The sequence below is a fragment of the Rhizobium sp. PRIMUS64 genome (genome assembly GCF_023006465.1).
Taxonomy (GTDB): Bacteria; Pseudomonadota; Alphaproteobacteria; order Rhizobiales; family Rhizobiaceae; genus Rhizobium; species Rhizobium leguminosarum.
In genome coordinates this window covers 1-17,575 of sequence record NZ_JALBGX010000072.1, presented here as the reverse complement: position 1 = coordinate 17,575, position 17,575 = coordinate 1, and the positions used below count along the sequence as shown (strand labels likewise).

The 17,575-nt window shown below is 60.3% G+C and carries 16 protein-coding genes; 10 read left to right on the top strand and 6 right to left on the bottom strand.

Going from position 1 to position 17,575, the window contains the following annotated elements:
• Positions 1-5: 5 nt before the first annotated feature.
• The 5 genes from ctlX to MOV76_RS24480 all read left to right on the top strand — a co-directional run bounded on the left by ctlX (position 6) and on the right by MOV76_RS24480 (position 5,972).
• The gene (gene ctlX, locus MOV76_RS24500) at positions 6-935 is read left to right on the top strand and encodes a citrulline utilization hydrolase CtlX (protein ID WP_247265480.1); all 930 of its coding nucleotides are present in this window, start codon (positions 6-8) and stop codon (positions 933-935) included.
• A 156-nt stretch (positions 936-1,091) separates the two neighbouring features.
• Positions 1,092-3,302, top strand: a complete 2,211-nt coding sequence (locus MOV76_RS24495) for a M48 family metallopeptidase (protein WP_247265479.1) — start codon at positions 1,092-1,094, stop codon at positions 3,300-3,302.
• Positions 3,303-3,491: 189 nt separating this feature from the next.
• A complete protein-coding gene (locus tag MOV76_RS24490) occupies positions 3,492-4,151 on the top strand; it encodes a hypothetical protein (protein ID WP_182563369.1) in 660 nt (219 codons plus the stop codon).
• Positions 4,152-5,206: 1,055 nt separating this feature from the next.
• The gene (locus tag MOV76_RS24485; RefSeq protein ID WP_247265478.1) at positions 5,207-5,476 is read left to right on the top strand and encodes a hypothetical protein; all 270 of its coding nucleotides are present in this window, start codon (positions 5,207-5,209) and stop codon (positions 5,474-5,476) included.
• 259 nt (positions 5,477-5,735) lie between these two features.
• Positions 5,736-5,972, top strand: a complete 237-nt coding sequence (locus MOV76_RS24480) for a hypothetical protein (protein ID WP_247265477.1) — start codon at positions 5,736-5,738, stop codon at positions 5,970-5,972.
• Positions 5,973-6,157: 185 nt separating this feature from the next.
• Here MOV76_RS24480 and MOV76_RS24475 read toward each other — a convergent pair whose 3' ends face one another.
• From MOV76_RS24475 to MOV76_RS24455, 5 genes are all read right to left on the bottom strand, one after another.
• The gene (locus MOV76_RS24475) at positions 6,158-8,296 is read right to left on the bottom strand and encodes a beta-galactosidase (RefSeq protein WP_247265476.1); all 2,139 of its coding nucleotides are present in this window, start codon (positions 8,294-8,296) and stop codon (positions 6,158-6,160) included.
• Positions 8,297-8,313: 17 nt separating this feature from the next.
• Complete coding sequence (locus MOV76_RS24470) at positions 8,314-9,459, bottom strand: ABC transporter ATP-binding protein (RefSeq protein WP_115157263.1); 1,146 nt, start codon at positions 9,457-9,459, stop codon at positions 8,314-8,316.
• Between the two features lie 46 nt (positions 9,460-9,505).
• Complete coding sequence (locus tag MOV76_RS24465) at positions 9,506-10,357, bottom strand: carbohydrate ABC transporter permease (RefSeq protein ID WP_018242687.1); 852 nt, start codon at positions 10,355-10,357, stop codon at positions 9,506-9,508.
• Positions 10,357-11,241, bottom strand: a complete 885-nt coding sequence (locus MOV76_RS24460; protein WP_247265475.1) for a carbohydrate ABC transporter permease — start codon at positions 11,239-11,241, stop codon at positions 10,357-10,359. Before MOV76_RS24460 ends, MOV76_RS24465 begins: the two co-directional genes overlap by 1 nt.
• 133 nt (positions 11,242-11,374) lie before the next feature.
• Positions 11,375-12,649, bottom strand: a complete 1,275-nt coding sequence (locus MOV76_RS24455) for an ABC transporter substrate-binding protein (RefSeq protein WP_247265474.1) — start codon at positions 12,647-12,649, stop codon at positions 11,375-11,377.
• 195 nt (positions 12,650-12,844) lie between these two features.
• On the opposite strand from MOV76_RS24455, the gene MOV76_RS24450 reads away from it, so the two are divergent.
• From MOV76_RS24450 to MOV76_RS24435, 4 genes are all read left to right on the top strand, one after another.
• Positions 12,845-14,062 (top strand): ROK family protein, encoded by a 1,218-nt coding sequence (locus tag MOV76_RS24450; protein WP_182563373.1) that lies wholly within the window; start codon positions 12,845-12,847, stop codon positions 14,060-14,062.
• 117 nt (positions 14,063-14,179) lie between these two features.
• Positions 14,180-14,566 carry a cupin domain-containing protein gene (locus tag MOV76_RS24445; protein WP_247265473.1) on the top strand — a complete coding sequence of 129 codons (387 nt, stop codon included), beginning with the start codon at positions 14,180-14,182 and terminating at the stop codon, positions 14,564-14,566.
• Positions 14,567-14,766: 200 nt separating this feature from the next.
• A complete protein-coding gene (locus tag MOV76_RS24440; RefSeq protein WP_130729197.1) occupies positions 14,767-15,294 on the top strand; it encodes a cupin domain-containing protein in 528 nt (175 codons plus the stop codon).
• A 522-nt stretch (positions 15,295-15,816) separates the two neighbouring features.
• Positions 15,817-16,152: an antibiotic biosynthesis monooxygenase gene (locus tag MOV76_RS24435; protein WP_018242693.1), complete on the top strand. Its 336-nt coding sequence runs from the start codon at positions 15,817-15,819 to the stop codon at positions 16,150-16,152.
• 60 nt (positions 16,153-16,212) lie between these two features.
• On the opposite strand, the gene MOV76_RS24430 is transcribed toward MOV76_RS24435, so the two are convergent.
• Positions 16,213-17,076 (bottom strand): DMT family transporter, encoded by an 864-nt coding sequence (locus MOV76_RS24430; protein WP_247265484.1) that lies wholly within the window; start codon positions 17,074-17,076, stop codon positions 16,213-16,215.
• 102 nt (positions 17,077-17,178) lie between these two features.
• Between MOV76_RS24430 and MOV76_RS24425 the strand changes: the two genes are divergently transcribed.
• A partial coding sequence (locus MOV76_RS24425) for a GntR family transcriptional regulator (protein ID WP_247265472.1) occupies positions 17,179-17,575 on the top strand: 397 nt, incomplete at its 3' end.

Sequence of the window (17,575 nt, the reverse complement as noted above, 5' to 3'; positions counted from 1 at the left end):
CGACGATGCCAAGACACGTCACATATTCCGTCCAGGCGCCCTCTGCAGTCGTCATGGTCCGGCCGCACCACTTCACCGTGAATACCGAGACCGCCATCGACAACCTGTTCCAGTCCAGCCCGGATACGACGGAAGACCTTTCACTGGCGGCCTACGACGAAATCACCCGGGCGGCCGATGTGCTCAGAAGGCATGGCGTGAACGTGCATCTTTTCGACGACACCGGTACCGAGACACCGGATTCGGTCTTTCCCAACAACTGGTTTTCCACCCATGCCGGCGGTCATGTGGCGATCTATCCGATGAAGGCCGTCAGTCGCCGGCGCGAGCGGCGCAGTGACGTCATCGAAATGCTGAAGAGCCAGTATCGGGTGCAGGAGGTGATCGACTATTCCGGCCTCGAGCCGGACGGACTGTTTCTCGAGGGCACCGGCGCCATGGTTCTCGATCACATCGATCGGGTGGCCTATGCCGTCCGCTCCGACCGCACCGATCCAATCGCGCTGGAACGCTTCTCGACCCACTTCAACTTCGAGCCGATGGTATTCGACGCGCGGGATGGAAACGGCGTCGCCGTTTATCATACCAATGTCCTGATGTGCATCGCCACCGACTTCGCCATGATCGGACTGGAGATGATGACCGATGCAGCAAGACGCCGGGAGGTCGTTCTAAGACTGGAGCGCTCCGGCCGCGGCGTCATCGCACTCACCAACGATCAGATCGCCTCCTTCGCCGGCAACGCTCTCGAACTCCACGGAAATGCGGGGGGTATCCTTGCGCTCTCGACCACGGCGTTTGCATCCCTGAGCCGGGATCAACGCAACACGATCGAAGAGAGCGCCGAACTGGTCGCGCTTGATATCCCGACCATCGAGCGCGCCGGTGGATCGGTCCGCTGCACGCTCGCAGGCATCCATCTGACGCCGCGATGATTGCGTGCTGACGGTGGAATATTGCGACTGCCGTTTGACACTCTCGTGAAACTCAGCGAGGCATCTTGTATGAAGTCGACATCCTTTCGATAACGGGCGCCGGCCAAGTTTTTTTGACCTCGCAAATGGGGGAGGAAAAATTGGGGGGAACAAAGCATGGACCAAACCAGCCGCCGACAAGGAGCCCGCAAAATTGCAAGCCTCGGCTTGGCGGCATGGGTGCTGCTCCTGCCGATCGCACTGGTCTCTTTGGGGATTTGGCAGACACAGCGTGCAGCCGAAACGCTTGAACATGCGCGCCGTTCTTCGGCCGAACTCTCGACGACCCTGGCTCAGGTGAAAAACATCGCGGCATCCGATCCAACAGCCATTCTGACCTTCCAGGGAGCGGGCGAGCCCACCTCCCTTGCCTCCCTTGCCGCCCTGGTCGCCGTTTCGCAAATCGAGGCAGCCCTTTCTCAGGCCGACGAGGAGCTGGAAATCTCGCAGATCCGCCGGCCACTGGTTTGGGGAACGATCGGCGGAGCCGTACTTGCGTTTTTCGGCGGCGCGCTGGGACTGATGGCGGCCGGTATTTCCGGGATCCGCGCGCGCGTCTCCCAACGCCAACTGATCGCGAGCTTTCAACGTCTGCGGTCGCTCCTTCCGTTCACTCTTGCGACCGTTGTGATCGGGTTTTCTATCGGCGTCATTTCGGCGACCCTGTTCGAAGCAGTCAGCATGGGCCTATGGGCAGATTTTACCACGGGCAGTGCCAAGCTTTTCGCGGTCGCCGTCGTCCTCGCCGTCATCGCAGCCTACGGCGCCTTCATGGCGCTGCGTGGCTTGAAAGATGTCTTTGCCCTGTTCACACCCGAACCGCTTGTCGCGGCGGGACGCGTCATCGAAGAAACGGAGGCTCCGGAACTTTGGCGTTTCGTGCGCAGCCTGGCCGGGCGGCAACACGCTTTGTTGCCCGACACGATCATCGTTGGCCTCGGCCAGGGCTTTTTCGTAACGGAGAGCCAGCTGCGTCTCTGGCCTGAGGACAGACTGGTGACCGGACGGTCGCTCTATCTGCCTGCGGCCTATCTTGATCTTCTCGACCAGGCCGAAATCGCGGCAATCATCGGCCATGAGCTCGCCCATTTTTCTGGCGAAGACACCACCTATAGCCAGCAATTCACGCCGATTTATGCAGGCCTCTGGCGTGCTCTTGCAGCTCTTGGACGCGCCGACGGTGGTCGCTTCGTCCTGTATCCGGCGGTGAAGCTCGGCTTTCACGCCATGCAGCGGTTCGATCATGCCGTCGCACACTGGAGCCGGCTGCGAGAATTCGATGCTGACCGTAGCGGCAGTCTGCTGGCGACGCCGGCAGACGCCGCCTCGGCTCTCATCCGCACGGGGATTATCGCTCCCGCCGTCGCCTATGTTCTTCAGCGCGCATATGCCGGACCGGATGATACCGGTTCCGATGATGCGTGGCCTGACCTCGTCGCGCAGACAACGGAACTGGTCACCACCAATGGATGGAGCGATCCGATGCCCCTTTTGGGAGATCGGCAACCGCATCCGACCGACAGCCATCCGCCGACGATCCAGCGGATATCGGCCCTCGGTGTGGAAATTGGCGATGACCTCCTGAGACGAGCGATGCGTCAGCCGGAGCCGGGAGCTCGCTCTTTTGCGGACGATCTGTTTTCGGATTGGGCCGGACTATGCCGTCAGTTGAGCAAGGATTTCCTCGACGACGCGCGCATGATGCGTGACCGCCGTCGCGAAGTGCTTGAAAAGGTGGTTGCCGGGGCCTCACAGGAGACCGTCGTCTACGACAACGTCAAGCCGATGATCTGGACGATGGTGATCGTCGCCATGATTTTCGCCGGATTTGGCCTGACGGTCGTCTTTCTCAGCGGCCAATTGGGCCTCGGCTACGATGAATTCGCACAGTCACTGATCGCCGCGATCACCGCCTTCGGCGCTGTCACCTCCCTTCTCTACGCGGCCTTTCTGTATCGGAGCGCGGCACGACCGCTCATGGTGCTGACCCCGGATGCATTGCTCGCCTCCAGACTGGACAAGCCGGTTGCCTGGACGGATGTTGCGGGCTACGCGGTCTACGCATCGAGCCGTTTTGCCCTGCGCCTCTGGCTCAATCAGGATGCGCCAGTGCCAAAAAAACATTGGCGTGCGATCGATAGTAAAATCGACCGCCGGCAGCGCATCATCACGCTGGGTGCCCTGGGGATTAAAGGGATGAAGGCCGCCGGCTTCAGCGCACTCGTCGGCCGGTATCACGAGGCCGCTTACGCCCGACAGGAGCTCGCCGCCGCTATGTTGCACCCGTCCCGCGATGCGTCCGCAGACGAGACAGCCGGAAAATACTGAGCAGCAATGAGCTCACCGATGGCCGCTTCGCGCGAAGAGGGAATCGTTAAGCATTTCAGGTCGTCTAAGACCATTGCCGGAGCGGCATCGGACCTCGGTCCGATGTGCAATGCGCGATCACCGTCTAACCTCTCCTATCTGCTCAAGCCGTGTATCTGCGCGGCGCTTGATCTGATTTGGAGGAAAACAATGCGGATCGCAACCTTAGCGTCCCTGACCGCGCTCTCGCTGGCTCTTGCGGCGAGCCCGGCAACAATTGTCGGAATCGATATGACCGCACTGGCGAAGAACGGTGGAAACGGTGGCGGCAACGGTGGAGGCAATGGTGGAGGCAATGGTGGCGGTCACGGCGGCGGCAGTGGAAACAGTGGCAACCATGGCAGCAACAGCCAGGGTGGCAGTTCAAACCACGGCAACTCCAAATCTCAAGGCGTGAAAGGCAAATCCACCGAGGCGACAAGCAAGTCGAAGTCCGCGAAGGCAGACGAGACTAAAATCGGCACGAAAGAAAAAAACCTGTCGGCGCAGCTTGCGGGTCTGAACTCCTTGAAGCGGAACTATAAGGCACTGATGCATACGTCGGATCCACGCATGACCGCTATCGCGGCCTATGCCGTGGCTTATGCCCAATATGAACTCGACAATGGAATCGAGCCCGCAGCCGATGACCCTCTGTTGGGGGATCAGGCGCTGGAGGACGCATTGGCTTCAGCGACGAAAACCGGAGAAGTCAGCCCGGCGGTTTTGGACGAAGCCAAAACCATCTTGGGGGTTGGCGACGCAAACGGGAAGATCGATCAGATCCGCACCTCTCTGGAGAACGCGGCGCCGGTGACATCAGACGAATAGCCGAGAATTCAGGTGCGAGCGGTGTGGAGCTGACAAGTATGGCTCCGCACTAAACTACGAAAGAGCATTTCCGTTTTGTTTGAGTACGGATATGCTCTTTTTTTTTGCAGACACAGAACCCTCTGTTGAAACTGCTCCAAGATGAATGCGCCTCTATCAGCCCAGTTCATCGAACAATTTCACGACGCCAAGTCATCATCGTTATTCCCTATTTATCAGAAGGCCGGGCAGGCAAACCGGTTCTGCTGTCACACACGGCCCAGCTGCCGTCGACGCTGTGCTCGACCCGAAAACGACACTCCCACTGACTCATGAGACCCTTCCCAAACTTCCGGCCCAGGCTTTAGCTCACCTTGCTCGCTGTAGGATCATCCGGCTTTAACGCGGGATGACCACAGTGGAGGTCAGCCGCCCATGCTTTAGGCGAACGGTTTTTGCGGCGCGTTCTGCGATTTCGCTGGTCATAATTTTCTCGAAAATGCGCCTGGTCATCTCAAGCGGATCGCGGCCGGATATTTCGGCGCTTGATCGCGTTGAATTCCAATCCTTCGATTAAGAGCCAAGTGAATTGTTGAGGAAACGAATTATAATACTATTGAATCAGGAATACAATGGATTGAAAAAGGATGAATTCTTCAGGTATTTTTATAAATTTTATTTTCAACGGTTCGATAATTTCAATATTTTTCTTTATGCACACTTACTGATACTTACGTGAACGCATAAAGAACTTTCGAGCATTCCAGCTGTTGCGAGCAGTGTTTTCTAGGCTTCACGCCTGATTTGGAACGAAGGCGGATCAAAACGAGTTCCCAGAACAGCTGAGTTGAAACCGGTTATGGCTCTGCCTCGCCGGTCCCTATCCCCACGGCGGAACTCATCGAATAGCGCCCCGGTCGCTCTCGATGCATCGGCGGGCGGCGTGATGCCACGTTCACCGCCCGCGGGCATCATTGCAAACTGAAGGTATCGTAACCACCTTAAAGCTGACGGCAGCCATGTCACGGGCGCTGCTGTTTGAGGGCAATTACCCTAGCCCCAGCAAGGAGGACGTCGTGTCTTCCACTCATTTGTCAGAAATTGATGATCCAACCGACATCGGCCTTATCAGGACAGTCCTTCGAAGTGCCGGCTTTCGGGGCAGCCACGCTGTTGCAGACTCCGAAGAAAAGCGTGCCGCGCTTACCTTTCTCAAATCGGAGTTTCGAAATGGCGTATCCGCGGAATACGAATTGTTGTCGGCGCTGAAACGTCGAGACGATCTTTTGCCGCCGGCACTTCGGCGAATGCAGGGGATATTAGCAAACGACGTCGCGATCGCCTGAAAAACAGACAGTAGTGACATGACCCTGTCGTTTCCCAATGCGGCGCGCAGTTGCGATGAGACGAAACACGGCATCCGTTTTTGTAGGCCATGACAGCAAACATCGAGGCCGAACCCCGTATTTGCAGGTGGCAGCACATTTCCAGCCGGTGCGACCGCTCGACCTTTCGTAAACAGGGAGCTTGTGTAGGCGCGCAGCACTCATGAAGGCGCGTTTAAACTATCTCAGTTTCGATCTTCGGACTGTGCTATGATGAGCAATGGCAGAGTTCTCCGCACTTGAAGCAGCCACGCGACGGGTCACCGATGATCGAATCCAGATCGCGGTCCAGGAAGCCGAAATTGCCGGGGGCGTTCTCCGGGGCGAATCTACGTCTTTGGCTCGAGAAAAGCTCAAGAGCTGTTTGCAAAATCTTCGATTTCACATCTTTGCGCGTGACCTGATCCAAGCGAAGATAAGCGTAGATCATCACCTGCCGCCCATGTCGAGGACATGAGTTCCACGAAACTGCATTAAACGACGAGCTGTAAATTCATTGCGTTCCCGCCTTCCTTCGCCAGACTGGTACTCCCCGATGATGACCGGTATTGAGCCGAAGGGGCTTCAGGCACGTTCCCTCGCCCCATTTGGGGGAGAGGGTTGGTGTGAGGCAGCTCTTGGGCTTCGACGGCGCGCGCAAGCTCATCCCTCCAATTCGATGATCGCGCAGCCATAACCTTCGAGATCGAGCCGGCCGGCAACGGGGTTTTCATCATTCAGGAGATCGCAGCCTGCGGGGACGCCGCCGATGGCGGCCGGCTGGTCGGTGTAGTTCTGGATGAACAGCAGCCGACGGTCGTCATTCATCCGCATGGTCACCTCGACACCCTCGGGAAGCTCGCCGATCAGCGGCTCGATGCCGACGGGCGCAAATAGCCGCCCGGCAAGCGCTACCGTCAGATCCGGCGTGAGATAGGTGCCGACATAGACCACCTGCCCTTTACCGACCTTGCGCGACGTCGCCATCGGCTGGCCCTCGGCATAGCGGTTCGACCAGGCCGCGACCACTTCGACATCGCCGTCGGTCGCAAGGTTTTCATAAAAATAGCCGGCAGCCAGTTCGCGGTTGCCAATCTTGAAGCGGCGCTCGCGCCGGTGCGATTCCGCCGGCTTGTTCGGAGGAATGACAAGCCCGCCCGAACGCTCCATCACATCGAACAGCCCGTTGGCGCCCGGAGCAGCAAGACGGCCGAAATCCTCGACGCGAACGCCTGTGAGCTGAGACAGCGAGGTGCCGGGCGCGGTCTCGCGGATGACGTGGTTGTCTTCGTTGCGCGTGCCGGTGCGCGCGCCGATGACGACAGTGCCGCCATGCTCGGCGAAGGATTTCAGCCTTTCTGTCCATTCTTCCTTCCACATCACCCAATGGGGGACATAGAGCAGCTTGAGCTTGGAAAGATCGTCCTCGGGATGAATGAAGCCGCAGGCGATGCCGCGGTCGTAGCAATATTGGTGCAGCAGGATCGCATCGTCCTGTGGGCTCGGCAGGCCGATTGGATAGGTCTTGTGGGCTTCCTGATTGTCGAAGTCGGATCCGGCGATGCCGACATCCATACGCACATGGGTGCCGAGGATCTTGGGCGCTAGCGCGGTCATCTCGGTTGCGAAGCGTTTCGCCTCGTCATAGCGATGGCGGGCGACGTCGTCGTGGTCGATGATGCCCATCCAATAGATCTCGGCGCCGAAATGCGCGGGGCGCCAGCGGAAGAACATCAGACCGTCAGCGCCATGGGCGACAGAGGAGAGCGCCATGCGGCGCAGTTCGCCCGGCTCCGGCGTCAGCGTGCAGAAACCCGGCTGGCTGCCGAAGCCCGATTGCTGCTCGGGAACGATGTAGTTGCCGGAAAAACCGCGGCAGATATCGAGGTGCAGCGCCTGGACCTTGGCGTGGTTTCCGAGCCGTTGGAACTCGTCGTAGAGCATCGGATAGATATCGTAGCCGACGAAATCGAGATCGGTGGTGAACTGGCCGCGAAAGTCGATATCTCTGAGACCCCCGAGATTGTGGAAGACGAACCAGGAGGGTTTCACGGCGCGCAGGATCTCGACCTGGTCGTGCTGGAAGCGCGCCGTCGAAAAGGCCAGGAAACGGTGATAATCCTGGAGATGTCCGGGGCTCGGGAAGGTCGGGCCGAACTCGATCGGCAGCACCACCTGGTCGAAACTGTCATAGGCCGTCGCCCAGAAATCGCCGCCCCACGCCGTGTTGAGCTTGTCGATTTCGCCATATCTGCCGGCCAGAAAGGCCTGGAATTCGGTGAGCGTCGCCTTCGAAAAACTCTCCGGCATGCTGGTATTCAGCTCGTTGTCGGTCTGCCAGCCGACGACAAAGGGATTGTCGCGATAGTGCTCGGCCATCGCTTTGGTGATGCGCCGGCTGTGTTCGCGAAAGACCGGGCTCGCCGTGTCGCAATGCTGCCGCGAGCCATGGCTCATCGGTCGGCCCTTGCCGTCGACCCTTAGAATCTCTGGATGCGCCACGGTCAGCCAGCGCGGCGGCGTTGCCGTCGGCGTGCACATGATCGTGTCGATGCCAAAGCGCCCGAGCATGGCGATGGCACGGTCGAACAGATCGAAATCGAAGGTGCCGAGCTTCGGCTCGAGAATATGCCAGGCGAATTCGGCCATTCTGACCACGTTGAAGCCGGCCTTTGCCATGCGCTCGGCGTCGCGCTGCCAGTAGCTTTCGTCGACGTGCTCGGGATAATGCGGGGCGCCGACGAGGAAGCGGTCGGTCTTGACGGAGTTCCATACGGAAAGGTTTGCGGTCTTGTCGGACACGGTGATGTTTCCTGTGATTATCTGTCGAGGATCGTCTTGCGGGCGCTGATCGTGCGTCCGCCGTCGGGCGAGAAGAGATAAAGTTCGCTGGCGTCGAGCTTCAGCGCCACGTTTTGGTCGGCGGTAACGGGCGCGACGTAGCTCAGCTGCACCGTGATGTTGCCGGTGCCGCTTTCCGAGGCGATGGTCCTGAGATTGCCGGCGTCGATATAGAGGATGGTTTCGCGCCCGAGATGCTCGACCAGTCGGACCGCACCGCTGATCGCCCCGCCTTGGGCAGCGTCGGCGACCACCGATATGTTTTCCGGCCTTACACCCAGCGTCAGGCTGGCGCCCTTCGGCAGCACCGCGGCCTCCGCCAGTTCCACCGTCACCGGCACAAGGCCGGGTGCCGAAACCGTGATATTGCGGCCGGACACCTCGTCGACGGTAACGCCGAGGAAGTTCATCCGCGGGGCACCGAGAAAGCCCGCGACGAAGAGGTTGTCAGGGTTGCGGTAGAGTTCGAGCGGTGAGCCCACCTGCTCGATTATTCCCTGGTTCAAGACGACGATCCGGCTCGCCATGGTCATGGCCTCCACTTGGTCGTGGGTGACGTAGACCATGGTGGCGCCGAGTTCGGCATGCAGGCTGCTGAGCTCGACGCGCATCTGGGTTCGAAGTGCTGCGTCGAGGTTCGACAGCGGCTCGTCGAAGAGGAAAACGTCGGGCGAACGGGTGATTGCCCGGCCGATCGCCACGCGCTGCCGTTGGCCGCCGGAGAGCTGCTTCGGCCGCTTTTCCAGCTGGTCGGTGATCCTCAGGATCTTGGCGGCGCGGGCCACCGCCGCCTCGATCTCGGCCTTCGGGCGCTTGGCCATGCGCAAACCGAAGCCCATGTTCTCCGCCACCGTCATATGCGGATAGAGTGCGTAGGACTGGAAGACCATAGCGATGCCGCGGTCCCCAGGCTCCTGTTTGCTGACGTCGCGGCCGTTGATCAGGATCTGGCCGGAGGAGATCTCCTCCAGGCCGGCGATCGACTTCAAAAGCGTGGACTTGCCGCAGCCGGAGGGGCCAACCATGACGATGAACTCGCCTTGCGCTACGGAAAGATCGATGCCGCGCAGCGCATGATAGGCGCCGTAATTCTTGTTGATCTGTCGGAGTTCGAGACTGGTCATGCGTCCTGGCTCTCTGCTGTTGAAACTTGGAACGTTAGGAGATGGCTCATCCCTTCACCGCTCCCATCGTCAGGCCGGCGATGAAGTGGCGCTGCATCAGGAAGAACATGACGACGGGCGGCACGGCGACGACGATGGTGCCGGCGGAAATCAGGTTCCAGGCCGACACCCATTCGCCGCGAAGATTGGCAAGGCCGGCGGTAACAGGCTTGACGGAGTCGCTGACGGTCAGCACCACGGCCCAGAAATAATCGTTCCAGATGAAGGTGAAGATCAGGATGGCGAGCGCGGCAAGGGCCGGCCGCACCAAGGGGATCGCCACATGCACCAGCGTCTGGAAAGGAGAGGCCCCCTCGGCGCGGGCCGCCTGGAACAGTTCATCGGGAAGTGCGGCAATGAAATTGCGCATGAACAGCGTTGCAAAGCCGGTCTGGAAGGCGACGTGGAAGATGATCAGCGCCGCCGTGGTGTCGATCAGGTCGAGCCGGACCATCAGGTCGCGTACCGGGATCATCATGATCTGGTGCGGCAGGAAATTGCCGCCGACGAACAGCGCGAAGATCAGCATGTTGCCGGGAAAGCGGTAGCGCGACAACACATAGCCGGCGAGCGTGCTCAGCACCAGGACGCCGATCACCGAGGGAATGGTGATCGTCAGGCTGTTGAGGAAGTAGCGGGCCATCGGTGTCTGCGTGAAGACAGCCGTGTAATTGTCGACCACGCCGATGCCGGTCGGCCATCCCCACAGATTGCCGCCCATGACATCCTCGGTCGAACGGAACGAGGTGAGGATGATCGCAAACAGCGGGCAGAGCCAGAGCAGAAGGACGATGACGACGGCGAACACATAGAGGCGGCGCTGCCAGACGTCGGCTTCGGGAATGGGACGAGGATACATCAGCCTCCCCTTTCTTCTGTATGGATGATGCGGCTGAGGTACCAGACTATGAAGGCGGCCATGATCACAAACAGCACGGAGGCAATCGCCGCGCCGTAACCGAAGCGGTAGGAGAAGATCGACTGTTCGAACATCTGGTAGGCGAGAACCGAGGACGAGCCGAAAGGGCCGCCATTCGTCATCACCGATACCATATCGAAGGACCTGAGTGCCCCGACCACGGTGACGGCAATGGCGATGAAAGTGACCTGGGTCAGCTGCGGCAGCACGATGTGCCACAACATGTTCCAGCCCCTCGCCCCATCGACGCGCCCGGCACCGATCAGCTCTTCGCTGAGATTGTTGAGCCCGGCGAGATAAAGAACCATGCAGAAGGTGATCTGCGGCCAGAGTGCTGCAATCACGATGGCGAAGGTGACGAAATGCTCGTCGGAGAGAACCGCTGGCGCCGTCGCCCCGAAGGCCCTGAAGATCAGCGCAAGCAACCCGAACTCCGGCGTATAGACCCAGGTGAACACCACACCGACCGTCACCGAGGCGAGCACCAGCGGGATGAAGAACAGCGACTTCAGGAAGCGCATACCGCGAATTTTCTGGTTGACCAGCAGCGCGATGGCGAGCCCGATCGGCGGTGCCGCCATGAACATTACCAGCCAGATCAGGTTGTTCTTCAGCGACACGTAGAATTGCGGATCGTTGTAAAGCTCGACGTAGTTGCCGAAGCCGATCCAGACCATCGGGCCGAAGCCGTCCCAGTCGTGCAGGCTGATCCAGAGGCTCCTGACGGCCGATAGCAGGATGACGGTGAAGAACAGCAACATCGCCGGCGCGATGAGTAAAGTCGGGGTGAGCCACCAGCGCTGGCGGCGCCATAACATCAACATCTCAAGAACCTCATTAATACAGGAGCAGACTCATGCGTGCTCCGGGAGCAGAGGCGCACCTCTTCCAAGGGGTGGAGGCAAACAGCCTCCACCCCTTGGAAGCAGCGGTTCGCCGCCGCCCCTGGGAGAGCTGCTAGATCTTGTAGATGCGCTTGCGCGTACCCTCGAGGCGCGTCAGGATGGCCTTGCGCCGGTCGGGTTTGGCCATGAATTCCTGGAAGCCGACAAGGCCGGCCTGCGCCATATCGGGATCGCTGTCGCGGTCGTAATATTGCGACGTGCCCTGCACCGTCTTCATCGTCTCGACGGCGACGTTGACCAGCGGGTCTTTGCTTGGCGGCAGGTCGTGGCGCGGCGGCACGTTGCCGCCCGGCTCCAGATAGGCCGCCAGATTCTCGGGCTTGTAGAAGTAGGCAAGGAATTCACGCGCGCCCTGCTTGTTCTTGGCCTTGGCGGGAATGTGGATCGAGTTGACCGAGAATTCCTCGTAGTGGCCGACCTTGGCGTCGAGCACCGGGAAGGTCGCGTAAGAGAGCTGCGGTAGATCTTCGGCAGTGAAAGCCGAGCGCAGGAAAGCGCCGAGATTCATCATGCCGGCCTTCTTCTGCGCCAAGAGCGCCGCGGCCTCCTGCCAGCCGAAGGACGTGTGGTTCTCCGTGAAGAACCCCTTCGAAATCATCGCCTCCCACTGGTCGAAAACCGCTGTCAGCGCGGGATCGAGATAGCTCATCTCGCCGTTCATCAGCGCCATATGCTTGTCGAGGCCGTTGATGCGAAGGTTCATCTGGTCGAACCAGCCGGCCGCCGGCCACAATTCCTTGGTGCCGATCGCAACCGGCGTGATGCCCGCGGCCTTGCACTTGTCGCCGTAGGCCATGAACTCTTCGGCCGTCTTCGGCACGGTCAGACCATGTTGCTCGAACACATCCTTGCGATAGAACAAGCCCCAGAGCGTGCCTCCGGTGGGAAGGCCATACTGCTTGCCTCCGTCGGTGACGGCCCCTGCCGTCGCGCCGAGCACGTCCTTATATTTCTCTTTCTCGAAAAGGTCGGAGATGTCGTCGAACAGGCCGCGCTTGACGAAGGCGCGCATGCGGTTGCCCGAAAACCAGGAGCAGACGTCGGGCGCGCCGGCGACGAGATAGTTGCGAATGGCCGTCTTGTGGGCCTCGTGGTCCATATTGTTGATGACGACGTTGACGCCGGCTTCCTTGCTGAAGCCCGCGGCAATCGCCTTCAGCGCATCGAGTGCGGCACCATTGTTTTCGGCGGAGATCATCGTGACCTCCTGGGCTTGCGCGATCGCCGGGATCGGAAAGCTGCCGGCGACCGCTGCGGCGGAAACCAGCCCCGCGCCCTTCAGGAAGCGTCTGCGGGTGGTCGTCGGAAATTGCTTCAAAAATGTCATTGAATTCCTCCCAGTTGATCGATCAACATCTCCCGACCGTCGCCTCCTCCATGAAACGACCGACCAGGCATTCAACGCTGCGATCCGCTCGGCGATTCCAGCGATAATCCGCCTGGCTGAGTTGATCCGCGGCCGAACTTATGCATAGATCTTTGCAGCCCGCAATAATTAATTTACAAAATTAAGGAATGCATCGTGAAGTTAAAAGGCGACCAGACCACGGCGAGAGCCATGAACCGACGCCTCATCCTCAACCTTCTCCGGCGGGAGGGGCCGAGGAGCCGCGCCGACATCGCGACGGTGATTGGTTTAAGTCCTGCCGCCGTCACCTTTGTCGTCGCCGACCTTCTGGAGGAAGGCATCGTCATCGAAGGGAAGACCGTGCCCGGCCTCACCGGCCGCCGCCCGATCCCGGTAGATATCAACTATGAACACGCACTCGCCGTTGGCTTCAAACTGATGGTCGACTCGGTGGAGTGCGTGGCAACCGACCTTGCCACCAACCCCGTCGCCGCCATGCGAGTAAACCTCGACGGCCACGACCCCGATAAGGTCGCCGACCTGCTGGCGGGCACCGTGCCAGAACTGGTAAAGCTCGCCGGCCGGCCGGATGCGAAGCTCGCCGGCATCGGCATCTCCATGCCCGGTGTCATCAATCACGAACAGACGGCCTGCGTGCGCAGCCACCGCTTCAGCTGGAACAACGTCCCCCTCGCCTCGCTCGTCGCCAGCCGTGTCCATGTACCGGTCTGGCTGGAGGACGACACCAACGCTTATGCCATTGCCCAGCAGCTCTTCGGGCTCGGCCGCCAGCATCGCAACATGGCCGTCCTCGCCGTCGGCGTCGGCATCAGCTGCGCGCTTGTCATCGACGGTAAGCTCTACCGCGGCGCAAACGGCGCGGCCGGCAAGTTCGGCCACACCCTCTACGAGGAGAACGGCCGGCTCTGCGAATGCGGCAAGCGCGGCTGCCTGATGGCCTATCACTCCGAAGCATCGATGCTGAGACGCTGGCGGGAAGCGACCGGCCGCGAGGAGCTGGGACTGCCGGAATTGTCGGCTGCGCTCGCATCAGGCGATGCCGCCGCCCTCGCCCTCGTCGCCGATTCCGGCCGCGGCATCGGCACCGCCCTTGCCAATCTCGTCAACATCACCGATCCCGAAGTCATCGTCGCCGGCGGCGAAGCCGTCTCCCTCGGCGAGCCTTTCCTGACGCCACTGCGTGAAGCCCTCGCTGCCCGGACCTTCCGAACCGCCCCGCCCCTCTTGCCCGACTGGGAGGACAATTCCTGGGCTCGGGGCGCCGCTGCCCTCGTCACCCAGAAAATATTCGACTTCGAATCCTCCGGCGGCATCACGGACATCGCCAATCTCGCCGGCGTCAGACCTGTGGACTCGTCGTCGGCAGCGTAGTGATACACTGGATTACAAAAATAGGAGGTTTCAGACACATCCCTGGTTCAATCCTCAGGTGAAATCCGGACGCGATCCAATGGTCGAGATTGGTTTAAATCCAGAAAGGATGACCACATGAAAATGATCCAGGCTATCGCGCTCGCCTTTGCTCTCGGCGGCGCAGCAACAGCATATGCAGAACAGCCGCTGCAGCGCACCGATCTCATCAGGAACGATATCGACGTGCCCGGCCACGAGGCCATTCAGGTCCGCGTCGATTTCGCGCCGGGCGTTCTCGCCCCCGATCACTCACATCCTGGCGAGGAGATCGCTTTCGTCATTGAGGGAACGCTGGAATACCAGCTCGAAGGCAGACAGCCGGTTACCCTTAAAGCCGGCCAATCCCTCTTCATTCCATCAGGCGTCGTTCACTCGGCGAAGAACGTCGGCAGCGGCAAGGCTTCGGAATTGGCAACCTACATCGTCCGCAAGGGAGAGACGCTCGTCGTGCCTGCGAAGTGAGTCAGTCGTAGAAACCCGCGTCTGGATCGGGAGCCGCCGCTGCACGAAGCGCTGGCCCCAGAACCTTCAGGACCGCGCCGCTTGCGTGGGAGCGCCGTTTCGCCCTTGCGGTCGCTTTCCATTCACGGCAGCATCGCCATACGGATTGATGGAATTCGCATCCCCAGTCATCTGAACCTCTCACACTCAGGAGGATTACCATGGCAACGCTGGAGCGGCCGTCCTTTATCGTCCATTGGAGCGAGATCGAACGGCCGGACGACTCGCACTATGACGATGACGACGAACTGATGAGCATTGGCGCGCCTTTCGGACGATATTTCGGTCTGGCAAAATTGGGCATTCATCACGAGCGCTTGCCGCCTGGCCGGCGCACCTCCTTTCCGCATGCCGAGAGCGCCGAGGAGGAATTCGTCTACGTTCTCGAAGGCGAGCCCGATGTCTGGCTTGACGGCCATCTCTATCGCCTGAAACAGGGCGACGCCGTCGGATTTCCGGCCGGCACCGGGATCGCCCATAGTTTCCTCAACAATACGCAAGCCGAGGTGCATCTCCTCGTCGTCGGCGAGCGCCACAAGGCCGAGAACCGCATTTTCTACCCGCTCCACCCTCACCGCCGACCGCTGCACGATGATTGGTGGGATGGCCATCCCACCCACGCCCTCGGTCCCCACGATGGAATGCCGGACCTGGTGCGGGAAGCAAAGGGTCGCGGAAACAGCGAATAGATCGACCAGAGTGATTGCTTGTCGCAATGTCGGCGTCGCGCAAAGCGGAGACCAACGCCTGCTTGGAGCTTTGACGGGTCACTGCGGTGCCTCCGCATTCAGCAGGTGGATGGTGATCTCGCGAGAAATGCCGCGATCACCGCCATCGCAATTTGCCACGGTCGACGAAAACGGGTGAGCGAAATTGTCGAGGCCAGCACCTGCCGCTGGCAGACCTGGCCGGGGGCCATAGCCATAAGAGCAACTCTTGCGCTTTCCCGACATTGAGCGAGCGAGAGCCCAGCCGTCACAACGGATCGCTGATACCGATCAAAGAGAACTTGTCGAACCATGATGGATGGTATTCAGTCCGAAGCCCCGGCGCAACCATGGCAAAACGGCATCGAGCTGTCACGGCAGATGGATGACTCAAGATGAGGGGCAATCCGCCGCGCCTAAGATTGCTCGCTTTCGCAGTATGCCGACAGCAGTCATTGCGATCGCGGCGATAAACCACACACATAGCAATCGATCGGAGCCCAAATGTCCACCGCCGCTTTGCCTGAACCGCCATACTATATGGTCAGTTTTTCCTCTCAACGAACAAAGCTCGACAACGGCTATGGCGAGATGGGTTATGCGATGACGGAACTTGCAAAACAGCAGCCAGGTTATCTCGGCTTCGAAAGTGCTCGCGGGGCAGACGGTTTCGGCATACTCATCTCCTATTGGAAGGATGAGGATAGCATTCGAGCCTGGAAATCAGTCGTCGATCACATTCAGGCGCAAAATCGCGGTCGGTCAGACTGGTATACTCGGTACGAAATCCGTGTTGCGCTCGTCACGCGAGCCTATGGATTCAATATTGAAGAGACATGAGTTGACTCGTTAAAGAATCTTGCCCCCTAAAACGTATCCTCTGTAAAGCGACGGACAAGCCTACCGCGCAAACCTGCGGGCGCCGGCGACGCAGAGGATGACGGCAACCGTCACGGCGAGCATGGCCCAGGTCACGGGCTCGTGCAGCAGGGTTGCGGCGAGCGCCAGCCCGAAGAACGGCTGGAGCAGCTGCAGTTGGCCGACGGCGGCGATGCCGCCCTGCGACAGCCCGCGATACCAGAAGATGAAGCCGATCAGCATGGAAAACAGCGAGACATAGGCAAGGCCGAGCAGCGCCGGCACTTCGATGCCGGTGAAGGTTGCCGGCCTATGGAAAAGCGCGACCGCGACCGTCACCGGCAGCGACAGTACGAGCGCCCAGGAAATCACCTGCCACCCGCCGAGCGTGCGTGAAAGCCTGCCCCCTTCGGCATAGCCGAGGCCGCAGACGACGATTGCCGCCAGCATCAGGAGATCGCCGACCGGCGAGGCCGTCAGCCCCTGCGTCAGTGCGAATCCCGCCACCAGCGCACTGCCGAGAACGGAGAACAGCCAGAACGCCGGCTTCGGCCGTTCTCCGCCACGGACCACGCCGAAGATCGCCGTTGCGAGCGGCAGCAGGCCGATGAAGACGATCGAATGGGCTGACGTGACATGCTGCAGCGCCAGCGCCGTTAGCAGGGGGAAGCCGACAACGACGCCCAGCGCCACGACGGCAAGGGAGAAGATGTCACGCCGGCTCGGTCGCTTCTCTCTGAAAGCGATCAGCAGGCCAAGGGCGAGAATGCCGGCGATCGCCGCGCGCGTCACGGTGAGAAAGACCGGATCGAACTGCATCACCGCCACGCGCGTCGCCGGCAGCGATCCGCTGAAGATCACCACCCCGATAAAACCATTGATCCATCCCGATGCCATGCGGTCCATCTCGCGCTCCATGATGCGCTGCACTCCTTCATTCTCTCGCTCTTATCGGCCAACACGGATGGTTATGACAGTCACAGTCTGATACAATTTCGCGAAACTGTAATGGTGCAGGAAGCAATACGGATGAACGAAGGACGCACGCGCGTGGAGATGGTCGCCGCGACGATCAGGCAGCGCATCGCCGGGCGCAGCCTGACGCCGGGCGCAAAACTACCCTCTGTGCGGGGGCTGGCCGCGACGTTGAAGCTGTCGACATCGACAGTCGTCGACGCTTATGAACGGTTGGTCGCCGAAGGCGCTATCCTGGCAAGACCAGGCTCGGGATTCTACGTCGCCAATCAGGCAGCACCCTTTGCGCTTGCCGAGACCGGGCCGAAGCTCGACCGCGCGGTGGATCCGTTCTGGATATCGCGGCAATCGCTGGAGGCAGCCGAAGCCGACCTGAAGCCTGGCTGCGGCTGGCTGCCGCCCTCCTGGCTGCCGGGGGACGGCATGCGCC

What these genes read in the sequence shown, in the direction of transcription:
- MOV76_RS24455 (WP_247265474.1), bottom strand. Translation starts at nt 12,649, where the DNA reads ATGACATTTTTGAAGCAATTTCCGACGACCACCCGCAGACGCTTCCTG.
- MOV76_RS24460 (WP_247265475.1), bottom strand. Translation starts at nt 11,241, where the DNA reads ATGTTGATGTTATGGCGCCGCCAGCGCTGGTGGCTCACCCCGACTTTA.
- MOV76_RS24490 (WP_182563369.1), top strand. Translation starts at nt 3,492, where the DNA reads ATGCGGATCGCAACCTTAGCGTCCCTGACCGCGCTCTCGCTGGCTCTT.
- ctlX (WP_247265480.1), top strand. Translation starts at nt 6, where the DNA reads ATGCCAAGACACGTCACATATTCCGTCCAGGCGCCCTCTGCAGTCGTC.
- MOV76_RS24440 (WP_130729197.1), top strand. Translation starts at nt 14,767, where the DNA reads ATGGCAACGCTGGAGCGGCCGTCCTTTATCGTCCATTGGAGCGAGATC.
- MOV76_RS24495 (WP_247265479.1), top strand. Translation starts at nt 1,092, where the DNA reads ATGGACCAAACCAGCCGCCGACAAGGAGCCCGCAAAATTGCAAGCCTC.
- MOV76_RS24435 (WP_018242693.1), top strand. Translation starts at nt 15,817, where the DNA reads ATGTCCACCGCCGCTTTGCCTGAACCGCCATACTATATGGTCAGTTTT.
- MOV76_RS24480 (WP_247265477.1), top strand. Translation starts at nt 5,736, where the DNA reads ATGGCAGAGTTCTCCGCACTTGAAGCAGCCACGCGACGGGTCACCGAT.
- MOV76_RS24470 (WP_115157263.1), bottom strand. Translation starts at nt 9,459, where the DNA reads ATGACCAGTCTCGAACTCCGACAGATCAACAAGAATTACGGCGCCTAT.
- MOV76_RS24430 (WP_247265484.1), bottom strand. Translation starts at nt 17,076, where the DNA reads ATGGACCGCATGGCATCGGGATGGATCAATGGTTTTATCGGGGTGGTG.
- MOV76_RS24445 (WP_247265473.1), top strand. Translation starts at nt 14,180, where the DNA reads ATGAAAATGATCCAGGCTATCGCGCTCGCCTTTGCTCTCGGCGGCGCA.
- MOV76_RS24465 (WP_018242687.1), bottom strand. Translation starts at nt 10,357, where the DNA reads ATGTATCCTCGTCCCATTCCCGAAGCCGACGTCTGGCAGCGCCGCCTC.